Origin of the sequence: Streptomyces sp. 11-1-2 (assembly GCF_003595545.1) — a bacterium.
Classification (GTDB): Bacteria; Actinomycetota; Actinomycetes; order Streptomycetales; family Streptomycetaceae; genus Streptomyces; species Streptomyces hygroscopicus_B.
Genome location: NZ_CP022545.1, coordinates 1,648,260 through 1,672,663, shown reverse-complemented (window position 1 = coordinate 1,672,663; position 24,404 = coordinate 1,648,260). Strand labels below are relative to the sequence as shown.

3 protein-coding genes are annotated in these 24,404 nt (G+C 73.0%); all 3 read left to right on the top strand.

Features of this window, described 5'->3' with window-relative positions:
* Positions 1 to 3: 3 nt before the first annotated feature.
* From CGL27_RS51565 to CGL27_RS06620, 3 genes are read left to right on the top strand one after another with little or no spacing between them, the layout of a single operon-like run.
* The gene (locus CGL27_RS51565; protein ID WP_240450376.1) at positions 4 to 5,001 is read left to right on the top strand and encodes a type I polyketide synthase; all 4,998 of its coding nucleotides are present in this window, start codon (positions 4 to 6) and stop codon (positions 4,999 to 5,001) included.
* A complete protein-coding gene (locus CGL27_RS51560) occupies positions 4,998 to 12,182 on the top strand; it encodes a type I polyketide synthase (RefSeq protein WP_240450375.1) in 7,185 nt (2,394 codons plus the stop codon). Before CGL27_RS51565 ends, CGL27_RS51560 begins: the two co-directional genes overlap by 4 nt.
* Positions 12,183 to 12,198: 16 nt before the next feature.
* Positions 12,199 to 24,375, top strand: coding sequence for a type I polyketide synthase (locus CGL27_RS06620; protein WP_119985229.1), 12,177 nt, complete (start codon positions 12,199 to 12,201; stop codon positions 24,373 to 24,375).
* The last annotated feature ends 29 nt before the right edge of the window (positions 24,376 to 24,404 follow it).

Sequence of the window (24,404 nt, the reverse complement as noted above, 5' to 3'; positions counted from 1 at the left end):
TCTGTGACGCACGCTAATGAAGAGAAGCTGGTCGACTATCTGAGGCGAGTGGCAGGCGATCTGCACGAAACGCGTCAGCGGCTGCGCGAGTTGGAGGACCGCTCCCAGGAGCCGGTGGCCGTGGTCGGCATGGCCTGCCGCTACCCGGGCGGGGCCGACTCGCCCGAGAAGCTGTGGCGGCTTCTCGCCTCCGGCGCGCACGCCATGGGGGAGTTCCCGGCCGACCGCGGCTGGGACCTGGAGGGACTCTTCCACCCGGACCCGGACCACCCCGGCACCAGCCATGCCCGCGAGGGCGGTTTCCTCTACGACGCCGATCAGTTCGACCCCGAGTTCTTCGGGATCAGCCCGCGCGAGGCGCTGGCCATCGACCCGCAGCAGCGGCTGCTGCTGGAGGTGTCCTGGGAGCTGCTCGAACGCGCCGGAATCGACCCGCTCTCGCTGAAGGGCACCTCGACGGGCGTATACGCCGGGACCGCGCTTCCCGGCTTCGGCACCCCGCACATCGAGAAGAGCGCCGAGGGCTATCTGGTCACGGGCAACGCGCCCAGTGTGCTCTCCGGCCGGGTGGCGTACACCCTCGGTCTGGAGGGACCCGCGGTCACGGTGGACACCGCGTGCTCGTCCTCGCTGGTGTCGATGCATCTGGCCGGTCAGGCGCTGCGGCAGGGCGAGTGCACCCTGGCGCTGGCCGGCGGGGTGACGGTGATGGCCATCCCGAACGTCTTCACCGAGTTCTCCCGGCAGCGCGGGCTGGCTCCCGACGGCCGGTGCAAGGCGTTCTCCGCCGACGCCGACGGCACCGCCTTCTCCGAGGGCGTCGGCCTGGTGCTGCTGGAGCGGCTGTCCGACGCACGCCGCAACGGCCATCAGGTGCTCGCGGTGATCCGGGGCTCGGCCATCAACCAGGACGGCGCCTCCAACGGCCTGACCGCGCCCAACGGCCCCTCCCAACAGCGCGTCATCCTGCAGGCGTTGGCGAACGCACGGCTGTCTCCGGCCGAGGTGGACGTGGTGGAGGCACATGGCACCGGAACCCGCCTCGGCGATCCCATCGAAGCCCACGCACTGCTCACCACCTACGGCCGGGACCGGTCCGAGGACCGGCCGCTGTGGCTGGGATCGGTCAAGTCCAACATCGGGCACACCCAGGGCGCCGCGGGCGTGGCCGGCGTCATCAAGATGATCACGGCGATGCGGCAGGAGACGCTGCCCGCCACTTTGCACGTCGACCAGCCCACGCCCCATGTCGCCTGGGACACCGGCACCGTGCGCCTGCTCACCGAAGCCGTCGACTGGCCGCGTGGCGAGCGGCCCCGCCGGGCGGCGGTGTCCTCCTTCGGCATCTCCGGGACCAACGCCCATCTCCTGCTCGAACAGCCCCCCGCCGACGAGCCCTCCGCCCCGGACCGGACCCCCGACCCGACCGCCGTGGACACCGCGGCAGCGGTCGGCCGCGTGGTGCCGTGGGTGGTGCCCTGGGTGGTGTCCGCCCGAACCGACCAGGCGTTACGGGACCAGGCCGAGGCACTCGCCGCACATCTCACCGCCCACCCCGGGCTGCCCGTGGCCGATGTGGGCTGGTCGCTCGCCCGGACCCGCTCGGCCTTCGAACACCGGGCCGTGGCCATCGGCGAGGACCGTGACGAACTGCTGGCCGCCGTGCGGGCCCTGGCCGAGGACCGGAGCCACCCCGGGCTGACCAGGGCCACGGTGGCGGCCCGCTCCGGCGGGACCGCCTTCATGTTCACCGGGCAGGGCAGCCAGCGGCCCGGTATGGGCCGTGAGCTGTACCGGACCTTCGATGTGTTCGCCGCCGCCCTCGACGACGCCTGCGCCCATCTGGACCCGCTGCTCGGCCGCTCGCTGCGCGACACCCTCTTCGCGGCCGAGGACACCGACCAGGCGCGGGCGCTGCACGACACCGGTGTGACCCAGGCGGCCCTCTTCGCCCTGGAGACCGCGCTCTTCCGGCTCGTCGAGTCGTTCGGCCTCACCCCGTCGTTCCTCACCGGCCACTCCGTCGGCGAGTTGGTGGCCGCGCAGGTGGCGGGCGTGCTGTCCCTCCCCGACGCCTGCGAGCTGGTGGCCGCCCGCGGCCGGCTGATGCAGGCGCTGCCGTCCGGTGGCGCCATGACGGCCGTCGAAGCCACCGAGGAACAGGTCCTCCCCCTGCTCACGGGCCGTGCGGACCGCGTGGCGCTCGCCGCGGTCAACGGCCCCACCTCGGTCGTCGTGTCCGGAGCCGCGCAAGACGTCGACGAGATCGCCCGCAGCCTGAAGGAGCGAGGGCACCGCACCAAGCGGCTCCGCGTCAGCCACGCCTTCCACTCGCCCCTGCTCCATCCCATGCTCGACGACTTCCGCGACGTGGCGCGGCGGCTCACCTACCACGTACCGCGCATCCCGGTGATCTCCAACGTCACGGGCCGGCCGGCCGACCCCGAGCAGCTCCGCGACCCCGAGTACTGGGTACGCCACGTCAGCGAGCCCGTACGGTTCCACGACGGTCTGCGCACCCTGCACGGCGAAGGCGTGACGCGCTATCTCGAACTCGGCCCGGACGCCGTCCTCACCACCATGGCCCAGGACGCCCTCGCCGCCACGACATCCACCGCCGATGCCTCCGACGCGCCCGATACTCCCGACGCCGCGCCCGTGTTCGCCACCGCCCTGCGCCCGGGCCGCGACGAGCCCCGTACGCTGCTGACCGCGCTCGCCCTGACGCACATCGACGGCGCCGCGGTCGACTTCGCCGCCGCCCTCCCCAAGGACGCGGGCCGTGTCGACCTGCCCACCTACCGGTTTCAGCGGCAGCGATACTGGCGGCCCATCCCGAACGCCACCGCCGACGTACGCGCCGTGGGCCTCGGCCCGACCGGTCATCCCCTGCTCCAGGCCGCCGTGGAGACACCCGACGGCGGGCTGCTGCTCACCGGCCGGCTGTCCTCGCACACCGACGCCTGGCTCGCCGACCACACCATCGCGGACAGCGTGCCCCTGCCCGGTACGGCCCTGCTGGAGCTGGCCCTCCTCGCCGCCGCGCACACCGGCTGCGAGCTGCTCGACGACCTCACCCTGGAGGCGCCGCTGATCCTGCCCGCCTCCGGTGCGGTGCGGATCCAGCTCGCCGTCACCGCGCCCGACGAGACCGGACGACGGACCGTCACCGTCGCCTCGCGCCCCGCCGACGAGGGCTGCGACGCACTGGACGCCCCGGCCACTTGGCGCCACCACGCCACCGGCGTACTGGCCGACCAGGTCACGCCACCGCCCGACGACGAACCGCGGGCCACGGTCTGGCCACCCGCCGGGGCCGCCCCGGTCGACGTGGCGGACCTGTACGAGCGGCTGACCGCGCAGGGATACGCCTACGGGCCCGCCTTCCGCGGCCTGCACACCGCGTGGCGGCTCGGCGAGGAGATGTTCGCCGAGGTACGCCTGGCCCCGGAACAGCGCGGCGAGGCCGAGGGCTACGGACTGCACCCCGCCCTGCTCGACAGCGCCCTGCACCCGGTGGAAGAGCTCTTCGGCGGCGACCACGCGCCGGACGGCACCGAGGGGACCGTCAGACTGCCGTTCTCCTTCAGCGGGGTACGGCTCTTCGCCACCGGCGCCACCCGGTTGCGCGTGCGCATCACCCCCACCGCCCCGGACACCGTCACGCTGCGGCTGACCGACGACCACGGCGCGCCCGTGGCCACCATCGACGCCCTCGGGCTGCGGGAGGTCTCCGCCGACCGCTGGCGCTCCGCCCGCGCCGCCACGGCCGACACCCCGCTGTACCGCCTGGACTGGCAGCCGTATCCGGTCTCCGCCGACTCGGCCCCGCCCAAGGCGAGTTGGGCGCTCGTCGGATCCCAGGACCCGGACTCAGCCCTCCCGGCACATCCGGACTTCGCGGCACACCCGGACCTCCCGGCATATCCGGACCTGGCCGCCCTGCGGGCCGCCCTCGACGGCGGACAGCCCGCCCCCGACGTCGTCGTCCTCGCATGCCCCGGCGCACCGGACACCGCAACGCCCCCGGACGAGACGCCCGCCCGTGTACGCGCGGCGGTCCACCACGTCCTCGGCGTACTGCGCACCTGGCTGACGGACGAGCGGTTCAGCGGGGCCCGGCTGGTCATCGCCACCCGTGGCGCGGTCGCCACCGGCCCCGGGGACGCCCCCGCCGACCTGGCCACCGCGCCCGTATGGGGCCTGGTCCGCGCCGCCCAGGCCGAACACCCGGAGCGCATCCTGCTGCTCGACCTGGACGACGACACCGCGTCGCGCGATGTCCTGCGCACCGCCCTTCCGGCCGTCGTCGCCGGTGCCGAATCCGAGGTGGCGGTACGGGCGGGAACGGCCCATGTGCCCCGTCTGGTCAAGGTCCGCCCCGACCAGGACACCCCGCCCCGCGCCCCCCATCAGGACACCCCGCCCCGCGCCCTCGACCCGGACGGCACGGCGCTGATCACCGGTGGCACCGGAGCGCTGGGACGGCTGGTCGCCCGGCATCTGGTCACCGCACACGGCGTCCGCCATCTGCTGCTGGTCAGCCGGCGCGGGGGCATCACGGAGGAGATCGACGCCTTCGCGGACGAACTGACCGCGCTGGGCGCCGCGGACGTACGCATCGCCGCGTGTGACGCCGCCGACCCCGAGGCGCTGGCCGCGCTGCTCGCCGCCCTCCCCTCGGCGCATCCGCTGACGGCCGTCGTCCACGCCGCGGGGGTGCTCGACGACGGCGTGGTCACCGCCATGACGCCCGAGCAACTCGACGCCGTACTGGCCCCGAAGCTGGACGCGGCATGGCATCTGCACCGGCTGACCCGGGACATGGCTCCGGCCGCGTTCGTGATGTTCTCCTCCGCCGCCTCCATCATGGGCAACGGCGGCCAAGCCAACTACGCCGCGGCCAACATGTTCCTCAACGCCCTCGCCGAGCACCGCCGCGCCGAGGGGCGGACGGCCCATACGCTGGCCTGGGGCTGCTGGCGTCCGCCGGTGGCATGACCGGCCACCTGGACGACGCGGACCTCGCCCGGATGGCCCGCTCCGGGATCGCCCCCGTCTCCAACGAGCAGGCGCTCACGCTGCTCGACACGGCGCTCACCACCGACCACCCCACGCTCGTCCCCGCGCGCTTCGACCTCGCGGCGCTGCGCAACCGGGCGGCTGCCGGACCACTTCCGCCCGTCCTGCGGCGGCTGGTGCACGTCCCCACGAAGGCCGCGCGGAACACTGGGACGGCATCCTTGTCCGGGCGGCTCGCCGGGCTGTCCACCGAGGAGCAGGACCGGCTCATCGGAGAGCTGGTACGCGACCAGGTCGCCACCGTGCTGGCCCATCCCGCGCCGGAGGCCATCGAACTGGGCCGGGCCTTCCAGGACCTCGGCTTCGACTCGCTGACGGCGCTGGACCTGCGCAACCGGCTCAACGCGGCCACCGGCACCCGGATCCCGGCCACCGTCATCTTCGACTATCCGACCCCCGACGCCCTGGTGCGCTTCCTGCGCGAGCGGCTGGTCGGGAACGCGGCCGAGACACCGCTCCCGCCGACGGCCACCCTCGTGGCCGCCGACGACGACCCGATCGCCATCGTCGGCATGGCCTGCCGCTATCCGGGCGGCGTCGGCTCCCCCGAGGAGCTGTGGCGGCTGGTGGCCGAGGGTGTGGACGCGATCGGGGAGTTCCCCGCGGACCGCGGCTGGGACCTCGCGGGCCTCTTCGACCCCGACCCGGACCACACCGGCACCAGCTACGCCCGCGAGGGCGGCTTCCTCTACGGGGCCCCGCGGTTCGACGCCGAGTTCTTCGGGATCTCCCCGCGCGAGGCGCTGGCCACCGACCCCCAGCAGCGGCTGCTGCTGGAGACCGCGTGGCAGGCGTTCGAGAGCGCGGGCATCGACCCGGTCAGTCTCCGGGGCAGCCGTAGCGCGGTGATCACCGGGGTCATGTACGACGACTACGGCAGCCGCTTCCTGGGCCGCACCCCGGAGGGCGTCGAGGGCCGTCTGATGACCGGCAGCACACCGAGCATCGCCTCCGGCCGGGTGGCGTTCACCTTCGGCCTGGAGGGGCCGGCGGTGACGGTGGACACGGCGTGTTCCTCATCGCTGGTGGCCATGCACTTCGCGGCGCAGGCCCTGCGGCAGGGGGAGTGCACCCTGGCCCTGGCCGGCGGGGTGACGGTGATGGCCACCCCGAACACCTTCGTGGAATTCTCGCGGCAGCGCGGACTGGCCCCGGACGGCCGCTGCAAGCCGTTCGCCGCGGCGGCCGACGGCACCGGCTGGGGCGAGGGCATCGGCCTGCTCGTCCTGGAGCGGCTGTCGGACGCGCGCCGCAACGGCCGTGAGGTGCTGGCGGTGATCCGTGGATCGGCCGTCAACCAGGACGGCGCCTCCAACGGCCTCACCGCCCCGAACGGGCCCTCCCAGCAGCGGGTGATCCGCCAGGCCCTGGCCACCGCACGGCTCTCCCCGGCGGACATCGATGTGGTGGAGGCCCATGGCACAGGCACCACGCTCGGCGACCCCATCGAGGCCCAGGCGCTGCTGGCCACGTACGGGCAGGAGCGGCCGGAGGGACGTCCGCTGTGGCTCGGCTCCATCAAGTCCAACATCGGGCACACGCAGGCCGCCGCGGGCGTGGCGGGTGTGATCAAGATGGTGATGGCCATGCGCCACGGCCTGTTGCCCGCCTCCCTCCACATCGACGCACCCAGCCCGCATGTGGAATGGGACGACGACGGAGTGCGGCTGCTGACCGAGGCGGTCGAGTGGCCACGGGCCGAACGGCCCCGGCGCGCGGGTGTCTCCTCCTTCGGTATCAGCGGCACCAACGCCCATGTGATCCTCGAACAGGCCCGACACACCGGGCGCGAGCCCGGGCCCGACGGCCCCCGGGTGGTGCCCTGGGTGCTGTCCGCGCGGGGCGCCGAGGCACTGCGGGACCAGGCGCGGGCCCTGTCAGCGCGGTCGGCCACCGACCCCACGGCCTCGCCGGTCGAGGTGGGCTGGTCCCTCATCCGCTCCCGCACCCTCTTCGACCACCGCGCCGTGGTGGTCGGCGAGAGCCACGCCGAACTGATGGCGGCTGTAGAGGCGTTGGCGGCTGACGAGACCCACCCGGGCGTGGTGCACACGGGCACGGCGGCCACCCCGGGTGGCGCGGGCCCGGTGCTGGTCTTCCCCGGCCAGGGCTCCCAATGGATCGGGATGGGCGCCGGACTGCTGGACGCCTCGCCGGTGTTCGCCGCCTGGGTGGCGGAGTGCGAACGAGCGCTCGCACCCCACGTCGACTGGTCGCTCACCGACGTGCTGCGCGGCGTGGACGGCGCGGGCGATCTGAGCCGGGTGGATGTGGTGCAGCCCGTCCTGTGGGCGGTGATGGTATCCCTGGCCGCCGTCTGGGCTGGCCACGGAGTGCGGCCCGCCGCCGTCGTGGGTCACAGCCAGGGCGAGATCGCCGCCGCCTGCGTGGCCGGGGCGCTAACGGTGGAGGACGGCGCCCGTATCGTGGCCCTTCGCAGCCGTGCGCTGCGCCAACTGGCCGGAGGCGGGGCCATGGCCTCCCTCGGCGTAGGTGAGGAACAGGCCACGGAGCTGCTGTCCGGGCTCGGCGACCGCGCCGCCGCCGTGGTCGTGGCCGCCGTGAACGGCCCCGCCTCCACTGTGGTGTCCGGGCCGCCGGAGCACGTGGCCGCCGCCGTGGCCGCCTGCCGTGACATCGGGGAACGCGCCCGGACGATCGAGGTGGACTACGCCTCGCACAGTCCCCAGGTCGACGAGATCGCCGAGGAACTCACCGAACTGCTCAGGGGAGTTGAGCCGGTCGGCGCGTCCGGGACCGGCGTTGTCTTCTACTCTACCGTGACCGGTGGCCGGGCCGACGCCTCCGTGCTGGACACGGGCTATTGGGTACGGAATCTGCGCGAGCGGGTGCGGTTCGCCGAGACGATTCAGGCGCTGCTGGCCGATGGGCACCGGGTGTTCATCGAGGCCAGCACTCACCCCGTCCTCACGGTGGGCATGCAGGAGAGCTTCGAGGAGGCGGGCGTTCCCGCCGCCACCGTACCGACCCTGCGCCGGGACCACGGCGATCTCGCCCAGCTGGTGCGATCGCTGGCCCAGGCGTTCACCGCGGGGGCCGAGGTCGACTGGACCACCCTGTTCCCCGGCGACCCCGCGCCCCGCACGGTGCCGCTGCCCACCTACGCCTTCCAGCGCGAGCGCTACTGGCTCGAAGGCACCGCCGGCCGGGGCGGCGACCCCGCTGACCTCGGCCTGGTTTCCGCCGATCACCCGTTGCTCGGCGCGGCCGTGGAGCTCGCCGACGGCAGCACCCATCTGCTCACCGGACGGCTGACGGCCGGTGGCGGCGAGGGCTGGCTCGGCGAACACGTGGTGGCGGGCGCCCGGCTGGTGCCGGGCGCGGCCCAGGTCGAATGGGCGCTGCGGGCCGCCGACGAGGCGGGCTGCGGCGCGGTCGAGGAACTCGCCCTGCAGGTCCCGCTCGTCCTGCCCGACACCGGCGGGCTGCGCGTCCAGGTGGTGGTGGGCGAGGCCGCCGACGACGGCCGCCGCGACGTACGGGTGTACTCCCGGCCCGACCGCGACGCCGAAACCACCGCGGACCCGGTCTGGGTATGCCATGCGGTCGGCGTACTCGGCCCCCACGGAGAACCGGCACCCCAGCCCGCCGGAGCCTGGCCCCCGGCGGGCGCGGAGCCGGTGGACACGGACGGCTTCTACGAGCGTGCCGAGGCCGCCGGATACGGATACGGGCCCGCGTTCCAGGGCGTACGGAAGCTGTGGCGCGACGGCGCGGATGTGCTGGCCGAGGTGGCGCTGCCCGAAGCGGCGGGCGACCGGGCCGGATTCGGCATCCACCCGGCGCTGCTGGACGCCGCGCTGCACCCGGCGGGCATGCTCACCGCCGGGACCGAGCAGGAGCGCGACACCGGCCAGGTGTGGCTGCCGTTCGCCTGGAACGGGGTGTCGCTGTGGGCCGCCGGAGCGACCACCGTACGCGTCCGGCTGTCCCCGCGTGAGCAGGGCACGGACGGCGAGCGGGCGCTGCGGCTGACCGTGGCCGACGCCGTCGGCGACCCGGTCCTGACGGTCGACTCGCTGGTGCTGCGCCCCGCCCGTACGGATCAGTTGCGGACCGCCGGCCGAGGCGCCGTGGACGGACTGTTCACCCTCGACTGGATCCCGCTCCCCGAGGCGGCGCCCGGCGCCGACACGGGGCTGCGTGAGCCGGTGGCCGGGGACGGCGGCTGGGTGGTGCTCGGCGCCGAGGACGCGGCGTTGGGCCTGCCGGGTGTGGTCCGCCATCCGGACCTGGAGGCGCTGGTCGCCGCGCTCGACGCCGGAACACCCGCGCCCTCGGTGGCGCTGACCGCCGTACCGCCCTCGACGACGGCCGTGGACATGGGGGCCACCGAAGCCGATGCCCTGGCGGCCGTGGGGCGGACCCTGGACCTGCTGCGGGGCTGGCTGGCCGAACCCCGGCTGGCCGACAGCCGCCTGGTCGTGGTGACACACGGCGCGGTCACCGCCGGTGGCCCGGTGGCGGAGGACTCCTACGCCGGGGCCGTGGACGCGGCCGGTGCCGCGGTGTGGGGGCTGCTGCGCAGCGCGCAGGCGGAGAACCCGGAGCGGTTCGTCCTGCTCGACCGCGATCCGCAGGGCGTGCCCGACGCCGACGAGAACGGCGCTGCGGTGCTGGACGGTGTGCTGAGGGCCGTTGCCCTGGACGAACCGCAGGTGGCGGTGGGCTCCGGCCGGGTGTGGGCGCCCCGTCTGATCCGTGCGGGCGGCCCCGGCAGCGGCGGCCTGGTGGGCCCGGTGGGACAGCCCGCGTGGCGACTCGCCGTGCGGGGCGCGTCCACCGTTGACAATGTGGCGCCCGTGCCGTGCCCCGAGGCGCTGGCGCCGCTGGGGCCGGGAGAGGTCCGGATCGCGGTGCACGCGGCGGGCATGAACTTCCGCGATGCGCTGATCGTCGTCGGGATGTACCCCGGAGGCGGGGTGTTCCGCGGCAGCGAGGGCGCGGGCATCGTCGTGGACATCGGCCCGGAGGTGACCGGGCTCGCGGTGGGCGACCGGGTCATGGGCCTGTTCGAGGGCGCGTTCGGCCCGTGGGCGGTGGCGGACGCCCGCATGGTCGTGCCGATGCCCGCCGGCTGGAGCTTCCGGCAGGCGGCCGCCGTACCGGTGGTGTTCCTCACCGCCTGGTACGGGCTGGTGGACCTGGCCGGGCTGCGGGACGGCGAAACGGTGCTGATCCACGCCGCGACCGGCGGTGTAGGCATGGCGGCCGTCCAGATCGCCCGCCACTTGGGCGCCGAGGTCTATGCCACGGCCGGCCCCGGCAAGCACGGGGTGCTCGAGGAGATGGGCATCGACCAAGCGCATCGTGCCTCGTCGCGCGACCTGGACTTCGAGGAGGTGTTCCGCGAGGCCACCGGCGGGCGTGGCCTCGATGTGGTGCTCAACAGCCTCGCCGGGCCGTATGTCGACGCCTCCCTGCGGCTGCTGGCCGACGGCGGACGGCTCTCCGAGATGGGCAAGACCGACATCCGCGACCCGGAACACCTCGCGGCCACGCATCCGGGCGTCCGCTACCGCGCCTTCGATCTGGTTCCCGACGCCGGTCCGGACCGCATCGGGGAGATGCTGCGCGAGTTGAGCGAGCTGTTCGCGGCCGGAGTGCTGCGGCCCGCCCCCGTACGGCCCTGGCCGCTCAGCCGGGCGCGGGACGCGCTACGGCGGCTGAGCCAGGCCCGGCACACCGGCAAGCTGGTGCTCGACGTACCCGCAGCGGTCGACCCGGACGGCACGGTGCTGATCACGGGCGGCACCGGCACTCTCGGCGCCTATATCGCCGAACACCTCGTGCGCACCTGGGGGATCGGCCACCTCCTGCTGGTGAGCAGGCGGGGGCCGGACGCTCCCGGCGCCCGCGACCTGGCCGCCCGGCTGGAGGAGCTGGGCGCGCGGGTGCGCCTCGCGGCGGCGGATGTCACCGACGCCACTGCGGTGGCGGATCTGGTGGCGGGCATCGACCCCGAGCATCCGCTGACCGGAGTCATCCACGCCACCGGTGTGCTGGACGACGCGGTGGTCACCTCACAGACCCCTGAGCGGCTGGCGCGGGTCTGGACGGCCAAGGCCACGGCCGCGGCCCAGCTGCACACGGCGACGGCCCATCTGCGGCTCGGCATGTTCGTCCTCTTCTCCTCCGCCGCAGGCACACTCGGCAGTCCCGGCCAGGCCAACTACGCTGCGGCCAACGCCTTTTGCGACGCACTCGCCGCCCATCGGCGGGCCGCCGGGCTGCCCGGCGTATCGGTCGCCTGGGGCCTGTGGGCCGACGCCAGCGGGATGACCGGACACCTGGCCGAGGCGGATCTGGCCCGGATGTCCCGTACCGGCGTCGCCGCCCTGAGCACCCGGCACGGCCTGGCCCTGCTCGACGCCGCCGTCCAGCACGGCGGTGTCCATCTGGTCGCCGCCCAGGTGGACACCCGCACCCTCGCCGGACTGCCCGCCGACAGCCTGCCCGCCACGCTGCGCGCCCTGGCCGCCACGGGCGGCGGCGGTATCGGTGCCGGGCGGCGCACCGCGGCGGCGGCCGGGGAAGGCCGCCAGGTCGACTGGGGCGCCCGGCTCGCGGGCCTGTCCACGGCCGAACGGCACCGACTCGTGCTCAACCTGGTCCGTGGCCACGCCGCCACGGTCCTCGGACACGCCGATGTGGACGCGGTGCAGGCCGAGGCCAGCTTCAAGGAGCTGGGCTTCGACTCCCTGACCGCCGTCGAACTGCGCAACCGACTCGCCGCCGCCACGGGTCTGCGGCTGCCCGCCGCCCTCGTCTTCGACTATCCGGAGGCGGCCGTGCTCGCCGACTACCTGCTGGAACGGCTGGCACCGGGCGACGGAGCCGCGCCGGGCCGGGACGCCGTCGACCCGGTCCTGGGCGAATTGGCCAGGCTGGACACCACCTTGGCCACCCTCGTCACGGACGACGAAGGCCGGCAGCGGATCGCCAAACGGCTGGGCGCCTTGCTGGCGACATGGAACGGCGGCGGGTCCGGCGCCCCGGCCGACACGACCGACTTCGACGCCCTCGAAGCCGCCTCTGACGACGAGATGTTCGAGCTCATTGACCGTGAACTGCCCTGATGGAGGCGCGGAACTGATGTCGGGTACCGAAGAGAAGCTCCGCCAGTACCTCAAGAAGGTCACGGCCGATCTGGGGCAGACACGTCGGCGGCTTCGCGAGATGGAGGAGCGGTCGCAGGAGCCGGTGGCCATCGTGAGCATGGCCTGCCGGTTCCCCGGCGGGGTCGCCTCGCCCGAGGACCTGTGGGAGCTGGTCGCCTCGCGCGGGGACGCGATCGGGGAGTTTCCGACCAACCGCGGCTGGCGTCCCGAGGCCCTCTACCACCCGGACCCCGATCACTCCGGCACCAGCTACGTCCGCCACGGCGGATTCCTGGACCGGGCCGACGGCTTCGACGCCGCCTTCTTCGGCATCAGCCCGCGCGAGGCCCTGGCGGCCGAACCCCAGCAGCGCCAACTGCTCGAAGTCTCCTGGGAGTTGCTCGAACGCGCCGGAATCGACCCCACCTCACTGAAGGGCACCCCCACCGGGGTCTACGCGGGCGCCGGAATTCTCGGCTTCGGCACCCCGCAGATCGAAAAGAGCGCGGAAGGATATCTGCTCACCGGAAACACCCTGAGCGTCGTCTCCGGCCGAGTGGCCTTCACCCTCGGCCTGGAGGGGCCCGCGGTGACGGTGGACACCGCATGCTCGTCCTCGCTAGTCGCGATGCATCTCGCCTGCCAGGCGCTGCGCCAGGGCGAATGCACCCTGGCCCTGGCCGGTGGCGTGACCGTGATGACCACCCCGAACACCTTTGTGGAATTCTCCCGCCAGCGCGGCCTTGCCCCCGACGGCCGCTGCAAGCCCTTCGCGGCCGCCGCCGACGGCACCGGCTTCTCGGAGGGCGTCGGGCTCCTGCTGCTGGAGCGGCTCTCCGACGCACGCCGCAATGGCCACCAGGTACTCGCCGTGCTCCGGGGCTCGGCCATCAACCAGGACGGCGCGTCCAACGGGCTGACCGCGCCCAACGGCCCGTCCCAGCAGCGGGTGATCCGCCAGGCCCTGATCAACGCCCAGCTCTCCTCCGCCGAGGTGGACGCGGTGGAGGCACATGGCACGGGCACCACGCTCGGCGACCCGATCGAAGCCGAGGCCCTGCTCGCCGCGTACGGCCAGGACCGGCCGGAGGACCGGCCGCTATGGCTCGGGTCGCTGAAGTCCAACATCGGCCATACGCAAGGTGCTGCGGGTGTGGCCGGTGTGATCAAGATGGTGATGGCGCTGCGCCATGAACTTCTGCCCGCCACGCTGTACGTCGATGAGCCGACCCCGCACGCGGACTGGTCCGGCGGTGCGGTGCGGCTGCTCACGGAGCCGGTGGAGTGGCCGAGGAACGAGCAGCCGCGCCGGGCCGGGGTCTCCGCGTTCGGGATCAGCGGCACCAATGCGCATGTGATTGTGGAGCAGGCGCCTGAGAGGGTGGTGCCGGGGGTGGGTTCCTCTGGTGTGGGTGGGTTGGTGCCGTGGGTGGTGTCGGGGCGGAGTGTGGAGGCGTTGCGGGGGCAGGCGGCGGCGTTGGCTGAGCGGGTGGGTGGCGTGTCCGAGTTGTCGTCCGTTGATGTGGGGTGGTCGTTGGCCACGACGCGGTCGGTGTTTGAGCATCGGGCGGTGGTGGTGGGTGAGGGCTGTGGTGAGTTGGTTGCGGCGGTGGGGGCGTTGGCGGGGGGTGTGTCGCATTCGGGTGTGGTGGAGTCGGGTGGGGCGGCGTTGGTGGGTGATGTGGGTCCGGTGTTGGTGTTTCCGGGTCAGGGTTCGCAGTGGGTGGGGATGGGTGCGGAGTTGCTGGAGGTGTCGGCGGTGTTCGCGGCGCGGGTGGGGGAGTGTGAGCGGGCGCTTTCGGCGTATGTGGACTGGTCGCTGATGGATGTGTTGCGTGGTGTGGAGGGTGCGGCGGATCTGGGGCGGGTGGATGTGGTGCAGCCGGTGTTGTGGGCGGTGATGGTGTCGTTGGCTGCGGTGTGGGCGGGGTATGGGGTGTGTCCTGTGGCGGTGGTGGGTCATAGCCAGGGTGAGATCGCGGCTGCGGTGGTGGCGGGTGCGCTGTCGTTGGAGGACGGCGCCAAGGTGGTGGCTTTGCGGAGTAAGGCGTTGCGACAGCTGGCTGGGGGTGGGGCGATGGCGTCGCTCGGTGTGGGTCAGGAGCGGGCTGGGCAGTTGCTGTCGGAGCTTGGCGGTCAGGCGGCTGGTGTGGGCGTGGCGGCTGTCAATGGGCCCTTTTCCACGGTGGTTTCGGGTCCGCCGGAGCAGGTGGCCGCTGTCGTCGTGGCGTGTCAGGAGGTGGGGGAGCGGGCGCGGTTGATCGAGGTGGATTATGCCTCGCATGGTCCTCAGGTGGAGGAGATCCGTGGGGAGTTGAATGAGGTTCTGGGTGGTGTTCGTCCGGTTGGTGGTGGGGCGGATGAGGTGGCGTTCTATTCGACGGTGACCGGTGGGCGGGCGGACGTTTCCGTCCTGGACGCGGGTTATTGGGTGTCGAATTTGCGGGAGCGGGTGCGGTTTGCCGATGCGGTCGAGGCGTTGTTGGCGGATGGGCATCGGGTGTTTATCGAGGCCAGCAGTCACCCTGTGCTGACTCTCGGTTTGCAGGAGACGTTCGAGCAGGTGGGTGTGGACGCGGTTGCGGTGCCCACTTTGCGTCGTGATCACGGTGGGCAGGCTCAGCTTCTGCAGTCGCTGGGTCAGGCGTTCGTTGCTGGGGTCGAGGTGGACTGGAGGGCCGCGTTCCCGGCCGATCCCACGCCTCGTACCGTCGACCTGCCCACGTACGCCTTCCAGCACCAGCGCTATTGGATGAACGGCTCGGGCGCTGTCGGCGACCCCAGCGGCCTCGGCCTCGTCGATGCGGACCATCCCTTGCTTGGCGCCGCCGTGGAGCTGGCCGATGGAAGCACCCACCTGCTCACCGGGCGTATCGCGGCCGGTGGCGATGACGACTGGCTCGGCGAACACATCGTGGCGGACGCCGTCCTGGCCCCGGGCGCGGCGCTGGTGGAGTGGGCGCTGCGGGCGGCCGACGAGGTCGGCTGCGATGGGATCGAGGAATTGGCGCTACAGGTGCCGTTGGTGCTGCCGGAGTCGGGCGGGTTGCGCGTCCAGGTGGTGGTGGGCGCCGCGGCCGAGGACGGGCGGCGCGATGTGCGGATCTACTCCCGTCCGGACGGCGAGGCCGACTCGGGCGCCGATGTGGGCTGGGTGTGCCACGCCGAAGGGGTGCTGAGCCCGGCACCGGAAGGTGCGGGCCCGTCGGCCGAGGGGCTGGGCGGAACATGGCCTCCGGCGGGTGCGCAACCGGTGGATCTGGAGGGGTTTTACGAGCGTTCCGAGGCGTCCGGCTATGCGTACGGGCCGTCGTTCCAGGGGCTGCGTGCCGTGTGGCGGGACGGCGCTGACCTGGTGGCCGAGGTGGCGCTGCCCGAAGCGGCGGGGGAGCGGACGGGGTTCGGCATCCACCCCGCGCTGCTCGACGCGGCCCTGCATCCGGCTCTTCTGCTCGACACCGGATCCGAGCGGGAGCGGGACGGCGGCCAGGTGCTGCTGCCGTTCGCGTGGAACGGGGTGTCGTTGTGGGCCGCTGGAGCGACCACTGTACGCGTACGGCTCACCCCGCATCGGGATGGCGCCGAGGGCGAGCGCGGGCTGCGACTGGTGGTGGCCGATGCCGTGGGCGACCCCGTTCTGACGGTCGACTCCCTGGTGACGCGACCGGCATCCGTAGAGCAGTTGCGGGAGGCCGCGGCGGCACGTGGTGTGGACGGCCTGTTCGTTCTGGACTGGACCCCACTGCCGCAGTCGACGGGGGCTGAAGGGCCGGTGGCCGATCGCGACACCTGGGCGGTGCTGGCGACCGAGGGGGCACATCCGGATCTGGAGGCGTTTCTCGCCGGGCTCGATGACGGGAAGCCGGTTCCGGCCGTGGTTCTCGCCGAGTTCCCGCGCTCGGACGCCGACTCCGCGACCGACATGGCGGCCGCTGGTCTGGCGGTGGCGCAACGCGCCCTGGAGCTGGTGCAGAAGTGGCTGGCCGAGCCGCGACTGGCCGATGCCCGGTTGGTCGTGGTGACACGTGGCGCGGTCGCCGTCGCCGATGCCGAGGGCGGTACGGATGTGGCCGCCGCCGCGCTGTGGGGTCTCTTGCGGAGCGCTCAGGCGGAGAACCCGGGGCGCTTCCTTCTGCTCGACCTCGAACTGGATGTAGATCGAGACCTCGCCCTTCACCTGCGGGACGCCATCACACAGGCGGTGGACCTGGAGGAGCCGCAGTTGGCCGTACGGGATGGCCGGGCGTGGGTGCCACGGCTGATCCGTGTATCCGCCGACAGCGGTCCGGAGGAGCGGGACACCCCGGCGGCGATTGCCCCTGACGGCACCGTGCTGGTGACGGGCGGCACCGGCACCCTGGGCGGCCTGGTGGCCGAACATCTGGTGCGCACGTGGCAGGTCGGCCATCTGCTCCTGGTGAGCCGTCGCGGGCCGGACGCGCCGGGCGCCCGCGACCTGGCCGCCCGCCTGGAAGGGCTGGGTGCGCGGGTGCGGATCGCCGCCGTGGACGTCACGGACGCGTCGGCGGTGGCCGAGCTCGTGGCGGGGGTCGAGGCCGAGCACCCGCTGACCGGTGTCATCCATGCCACGGGGCTGCTCGACGACGCGGTGATGACCTCGCAGACACCCGAACGGCTGGCCCGGGTGTGGGCGGCCAAGGCCACGGGCGCGGCGCATCTGCACACCGCCACCGCCGACCTTCCGCTGTCCCTGTTCGCGATGTTCTCATCGGCCGCCGGGGTCATGGGCAGCCCGGGGCAGGCCAACTACGCGGCGGCGAACGCCTTTTGTGACGCCCTCGCCGCACACCGTCAGGCCCGTGGCCTTCCCGGGCTGTCGGTGGCCTGGGGGCTGTGGGCCCAGTCCAGCGAGATGACCGGAAAACTCGCCGCCACGGACCGAGCACGGATGTCCCGCTCGGGCATCGCCGCGATGTCCAGCGAGAAGGCACTGGGCCTGCTCGACGCCGCCTGTGCACAGGGCGCCCCCCTGTGTGTCGCCGCCGCCGTCGATCCGGCCGGAGTGCCCCGTGGGGACCTTCCGGCGGTGTTGCGGGGGTTGGTGGCCGGTCGTGCCGGTCGGCGGTTGGCGGCTGGTGAGGTGGGGGTTTCGGGGTTGGCGGGGCGGTTGGTGGGGTTGGGGGTTGGTGCTCGGTTGGATGTGGTGGTGGAGGTGGTGCGGGGTGGTGTGGCGGTGGTGTTGGGGTTTGGTTCTGCGAGTGAGGTGCGGGTGGATGCTGCGTTTAAGGAGTTGGGTTTTGATTCGTTGACGGCGGTGGAGTTGCGTAATCGGTTGTCGGTGGTGACGGGGTTGCGGTTGCCGGCGACGATGGTGTTCGACTATCCGACGCCTCGGGTGCTGGCGGAGTATCTGTGCACCCGGCTGACCGGCGAGACCGCCGGTTCCCGTGCACCTGTCGCGGCGAGGGCCGATACGGACGATCCCGTGGCGATCATCGGCATGACCTGCCGTTTCCCGGGAGGCGCGAACTCCCCTGAAGCGCTGTGGGACCTGGTCGCCTCGGGGAAGGACGTCATCGGGGAGTTTCCGACCGGCCGAGGCTGGGATCTGGACGGGCTGTTCCATCCGGACCCCGATCACCCGGGCACCAGCTATGCCCACGAGGGCGCCTTCCTGTATGACGCCGATGCGTTCGACGCGGCGTTCTTCGGGATCAATCCGCGGGAGGCGCTGGCCACTGATCCACAGCAGCGGTTGCTGTTGGAGGCGTCGTGGGAGGTGCTGGAGCGGGCGGGGATCGACCCGGTGTCGTTGAAGGGCAGTCCGACCGGTGTGTACGCGGGCGTGATGTACCACGACTACGCGGCCGGGCTGAGCGGTGCCGCTGATGTGAAGCTCGAGGGCTACGCGATGCTCGCGGGTTCGGGCAGCGTGGTCTCGGGCCGGGTGGCGTACACGCTGGGCTTTGAGGGTCCTGCGGTGACGGTGGATACGGCGTGTTCGTCGTCGTTGGTGGCGATGCATTTGGCGGCGCAGGCGTTGCGGCAGGGGGAGTGCACGCTGGCGTTGGCCGGTGGGGTGACGGTGATGGCCACTCCGGATGTGTTCACCGGTTTCTCCCGTCAGCGTGGTCTGGCCCCCGATGGCCGGTGCAAGCCCTTCGCGGCGGCCGCCGACGGGACGGGCTGGGGCGAAGGCGTGGGCGTACTGCTGCTGGAGCGGCTGTCGGACGCCCGGCGCAACGGTCACGACGTCCTGGCCGTGATCCGTGGCTCCGCCGTCAATCAGGACGGTGCGTCGAACGGACTCACCGCGCCGAACGGACCCTCACAGCAACGAGTCATCCGACAGGCGCTTGCGAGTGCGGGGCTGTCGGTCTCGGATGTCGATGCGGTGGAGGCGCATGGTACGGGTACGACGCTGGGTGATCCGATCGAGGCGCAGGCGCTGCTGGCCACCTATGGTCAGGATCGCCCTGACGGGCAGCCGCTGTTGCTCGGCTCCATCAAGTCCAATATCGGGCATACGCAGGCGGCGGCGGGTGTGGCGGGCGTCATCAAGATGGTGCAGGCCATGCGTCATGGAACGCTGCCCGCCTCTCTGCACATCGATGAGCCGAGCCCGCATGTGGACTGGGACAGCGGTGCGGTGCGGCTGCTGACCGAGGCGGTGGAGTGGCCGAACGGTGAGCGGCCGCGCCGGGCCGGTGTGTCCTCGTTCGGCGCCTCCGGCACCAACGCCCATCTCCTTCTGGAGCAGGCCCCCGAGCCGGTCGAGCGTGTCACCACCGAACCCGTGATCTCCCCCGACACGCGGGCGGTGCCATGGACGCTGTCCGCGCGGAGTGCGGAGGCGCTGCGCGGCCAAGCCGCCGCGCTGGCCGAACGCGTCGCCAGCTGCCCGGAGCTGCCGACGGTCGAGGTGGGCTGGTCACTTGCCACCACGCGATCGCTGTTCGAGCACCGGGCGGTGGCGTTGGGCGATGACCGCGCCGAGCTGTTGGCCGCCGTGGCGGCACTGGCGAGCGGTGAACCACATCCGGGTGTAGTGCTCCCCGCCAGTGGCGCGGCGACGGGCAAGACCGTGTGGCTTTTCAGCGGTCAGGGCAGCCAGCGCCAGGGGATGGGGGCCGGGCTGTACGAACGGTTCCAGGTGTTCGCCACGGCCTTCGACGAGGTCTGCGGCCTGCTCGACCCCCACCTGGAACATCCGCTCCGCGACGTGGTCTTCCACGGGGTGGCCGAGCGGCCGGGGCTGCTGGACCACACCACCTACGCCCAGGCGGGGCTGTTCGCCCTGCACATCGCCCTGGCCCGGCTGCTCGACTCGGTCGGAGTACGCCCCGACGCCGTCATCGGTCATTCGATCGGCGAGATCGCCGCCGCCCACATCGCCGGAGTCTTCGACCTCCCCGACGCCTGCCATCTCGTCGCCACCCGCGCCACCCTGATGGGAGGGCTTCCCGAAGGCGGAGGCATGGTCACCATCGCGGCCACCGCCGATGAACTCGCCGAGGACCTGGCCCGATACGAAGGCCAGGTGGGCATCGCCGCCCTCAACACCCCTGGCAACACCGTTGTCTCCGGTCCGATCGAGCTGGTCGCCGATATCGGCGCCAACTGGGCGGCCAAGGGCCGCAAGACCAGGACCCTGACCGTCAGCCACGCCTTCCACTCCCCGCTGATGGACCCCATCCTGGAGCCGTTCGCGCAGGCCATCGACGGCCTGACCTTCCACCGGCCCACCCTCCCAGTGCTCAGCAACCTCACCGGTGAGCCGGCCGACGAGGAGATGGCCACACCGGGCTACTGGGTGTGCCACATCCGCCAACCTGTCCGTTTCCACCCCGCCGTCGCTCATATCGCGCCCGAAACCGGCCTCTTCCTCGAACTCGGCCCCGACCCCGTCCTCGCCACCGCGACCCAGCACACCCTTCAGCACCTCACCCCCGACGAGGCGACGACCGACGCCGACGCCGACGCCGATGAGGGCGAGGCCGGGGCCGGGGCCGGCGCCGAGCGGCCGACTCCGCTGGTGACGGCCACCCTGAGCCGTAAACGACCCGATGTGCACGCACTCGGCCACGCCCTCGCCCAACTGCACACCCATGGGACCGATGTCGACTGGGCCCACTGGTTCCCGGCCGGCCCGGCGCCTCGGACGGTCGACCTGCCCACGTACGCCTTCCAGCGCGAGCGCTACTGGCTGGCCCAGGGCGGTGGCGTGGGGGATGTGGGGGCCGCCGGGCTGCAGCGGGTGGAGCATGCGCATCTCCCGGCGGTCGTCGGGCTCGCCGACGGCGGGCTGGTGCTCACCGGCCGGATCTCGACCGGTGGCGGCACCGGGGGCTGGCTGGCCGAGCATGTGATGGCTGGCGCCGTGCTGGCGCCGGGCGCGGCGCTGGTGGAGTGGGCGCTGCGGGCCGCCGATGAGGCGGGCTGCGGCGGGGTGGAGGAGCTGGCGCTCCAGGTCCCGCTCGTGCTGCCCGCGTCCGGTGGGCTGCGCGTTCAGGTGGTGGTCGGCGTGGCCACCGAGGACGGGCGGCGTGATGTGCGGGTGTACTCCCGGCCCGACCGCGATGTCGAGCCCGGTGCCGAACCGGGCTGGGTATGCCATGCCGAGGGCGTCCTGAGTCCGCCGTCCCCGCAGAGCCCCGCGCGGGAGCCGGTGGACGAGCCGGGCCGGGCGTGGCCCCCGGTGGGCGCGGAGCCCGTACGGCTGGACGGGTTCTACGAGCGCGCCGCGGCGTCGGGATACGCCTACGGACCGTCGTTCCGTGGCCTGCGGGCCGTGTGGCGGGACGGCGAGGACCTCCTGGCCGCAGTGGCGCTGCCCGAGGCCGCCGGAGACCCGGACGGATTTGGTATCCATCCGGCACTGCTGGATGCCGCGGTCCATCCGGCGTTCCTCCTCGACCGGCCCGGGCAGGAGCACGACGACGGCCGGGTGTGGCTGCCGTTCGCCTGGAACGGGGTGTCGCTGTCGGCGGGCGGTGCCACGACGGTACGAGTCCGGCTCTCGCCCCAGGAGCAGGAGGCGGGTGGCGCCGAGGGCGAGCGCGGTCTGCGGGTCGCGGTGGCCGACGCACTGGGCGGTCCGGTGCTGACCGTCGACTCGCTGGTGATGCGACCGGCCGCCGTCGACCAACTGCGCACCTCCGGCGGGCCCGAGGTGGAGGGGCTGTTCACCCTGGAGTGGACGTCCCTGCCCGTCCCCGCACCGGACACCGGCGCCGGACACCAGGGGCCGGATCCGGCGGACGGCGGCGAGTGGGTGGTTCTGAGCCCGCAGGAGTGCGGGCCGATCGTGCCGGGCGCGGTACACCATCCGCATCTGGAGGCGTTGGTGTCCGCCCTCGACGGTGACGGCCCCGCCCCCTCGGTGGCCGTCGCGTATCTGCCCGCGCTCGGCGGCTCGTCCGGCGGGGACGCGGGTACGGACCTGGCGGCCGCCGGTCTGGCGGCCTCGGAGCGGGCGCTGGAACTGGTGCGGGGCTGGCTGGCCGAACCGCGGCTGGCCGAGACCCGGCTGGTGATGGTCACGCGGGGCGCGGTCGCGGTCGACACCTTCGAGGCGGTCGACACCTTCGAGGCGGAAGGCGCCTCCGAGGCGGACGGCGCCGGAGACGGCGGCCTGGACGTGGCCGGGGCCGCCGTGTGCGGACTGGTGCGCAGTGCGCAGGCGGAGAACCCGGGGCGATTCCTTCTGGTCGATCTCGACCCGGACTCCAAGCCGCTCGAAGAGAGTGTGCGCAGCGCCGTGGCCTGGGCGGCGCACCTGGACGAGCCGCAGGTCGCGCTGCGGGCGGGGCGGCTCCGGGTGCCCCGGCTGATGCGTACCGGTGGTGTGAGCAGTGGGGGTGTGGCCGCACTGGTGGGACAGCCCGCATGGCGGTTGGAGCTGACCGGCGCGGCCACGGTGGAGAACGTGAAGCCGGTGCCGTGTCCGGAGGTGCTCGAGCCCCTCGGACCGCGTCAGGTGCGGGTCGCGGTGCACGCGGCCGGTATCAACTTCCGCGACGCGCTCATCAGTTTGGGCATGGTCCCCGGCCAGACCGGGCTCGGTGGCGAAGGCTCCGGTGTGGTGCTGGACGTCGGCTCCGAGGTAACCGGGGTCGCGGTGGGCGACCTGGTCATGGGGGTCTTCGACCGCGCGTTCGGCCCGACGGCGGTGACCGACGCCCGCATGGTGGCGCCCGTTCCCGCCGGGTGGACCTATCCGCAGGCGGCCTCGGTGCCGGTGGCGTTCCTGACCGCCTGGTACGGACTCGTGGAACTGGCCCGGCTCCGGGCCGGGGAGACGGTCCTGATCCATGCCGCGACCGGCGGTGTGGGCATGGCGGCCGTACGGATCGCCCGGCATCTCGGGGCGGAGGTCTACGCGACGGCGAGCCCCGGCAAGCATGAGGTGCTGGAGGCGATGGGCATCGACGAGGCACACCGGGCCTCCTCACGCGATCTGGACTTCGAGGAGGCGTTCCGCGAGGCCACCGGCGGGCGTGGTGTCGATGTGGTGCTCAACAGCCTCGCCGGACCCTTCGTCGACGCCTCCCTGCGGCTGCTGGGCGAGGGTGGCCGGCTGATGGAGATGGGCAAGACCGACCTCCGTGACCCCGAGCGCGTCGCGGAGGAGTACCCCGGGGTGACGTACCAGGTCTACGACCTGATCACCGACGCCGGGCCCGAACACATCGGCCGGATGCTGGGCGAACTGGGCGAGCTGTTCACCACCGGAGCCCTGCGGCCACTGCCGGTGCGGACGTGGCCGCTCAGCCGGACACGTGAGGCGCTGCGCCATCTCAGCCAGGCCAAGCACACCGGCAAGCTGGTCCTGGACGTCCCCGCCCCGGTGGACCCGGACGGCACCGTCCTCATCACCGGTGGCACCGGCACCCTGGGCGCGCTGGTCGCCGAACACCTCGTACGCGTCTGGCGGATCGGGCATCTGCTGCTGGTGAGCCGCCGTGGCCCGGAAGCGCCGGGCGCCCGGGACCTCGCCGACCGGCTGGCCGCCCTGGGCGCGCGGGTACGGATCGTCGCCGCCGATGTCACCGACGCGGCAGCCGTGGCGGAGCTGGTGGCGGGGGTCGACCCCGGGCATCCGCTGACCGGAGTCATCCATGCGGCGGGTGTGCTGGACGACGCGGTCGTCACCGCGCAGACTCCCGAGCGGCTGGCGCGGGTCTGGGCGGCGAAGGCCACCGCCGCGGCGCATCTGCACGCCGCGACGGCACATCTGCGCCTGGGCGCGTTCGTGCTGTTCTCGTCGGCCGCCGGGGTCATGGGCAGCCCGGGACAGGCCAACTACGCGGCGGCCAACGCCTTCTGCGACGCGCTGGCGGCCCACCGTCAGGCCCTTGGCCTGCCGACGGTCTCGGTGGCCTGGGGCCTGTGGGCCGAATCCAGCGAGATGACCGGCGGCCTCGCCGACGCGGACCTGGCCCGGATGTCCCGCTCGGGGGTCACCGAGATGGCCGCCGACCATGCCCTGCGGCTGCTCGACGCGGCGGCCGAGCACGGCGGCCACCAGCTGATCGCGGCGGACATGAACACCAGTGTCCTGGCCGCCCAGCCCGTCGACGGCCTCCCCGCCACGCTCCGTGCCCTCGCCGCATCGGGCGCCGGTGGCGCGGCGGCGCGGCGTACGGCGGCGGCAGCCGATGCGCGGCCGGACGGCTGGGCCGGGCGGCTGGCGGGCCTGTCCGCGGCGGAACAGCACCGCACGGTACTCCAGTTGGTCCGTGGCCATGTGGCCACCGTGCTCGGGCATGCCGACGCCGAAGCGGTACAGGCCGACACCAACTTCAAGGAGCTCGGTTTCGACTCCCTGACCGCCGTCGAACTGCGCAACCGGCTCGCCGCCGCCACCGGTCTGCGGCTGCCCGCCGCCCTCGTCTTCGACTATCCGGAGGCGGCCGTGCTCGCCGACTACCTGCTGGAACGCATCGCCCCGGCGGTCGGCGCCGCCACGGGCCGGGACGGCGCCGATCCGGTCCTCAACGAACTGGCCAGGCTCGAAGCCACCCTGATCGGCCTCGAGATGGAAGACGACGATTCGGGGGCGGTCACGGCACGGCTCGAAAGCCTGCTGGCGAAGTGGAAAGCGACACGAAAGCCGGCGGAGGAAGAAATGACCGCCGCGGAGAGGCTGGAGTCCGCGTCCGCGGCCCAGGTTCTCGACTTCATCGACAACGAACTGGGTGTGTCCTGAATGTGCCGGGCGCGACGATCGCTGAGGCC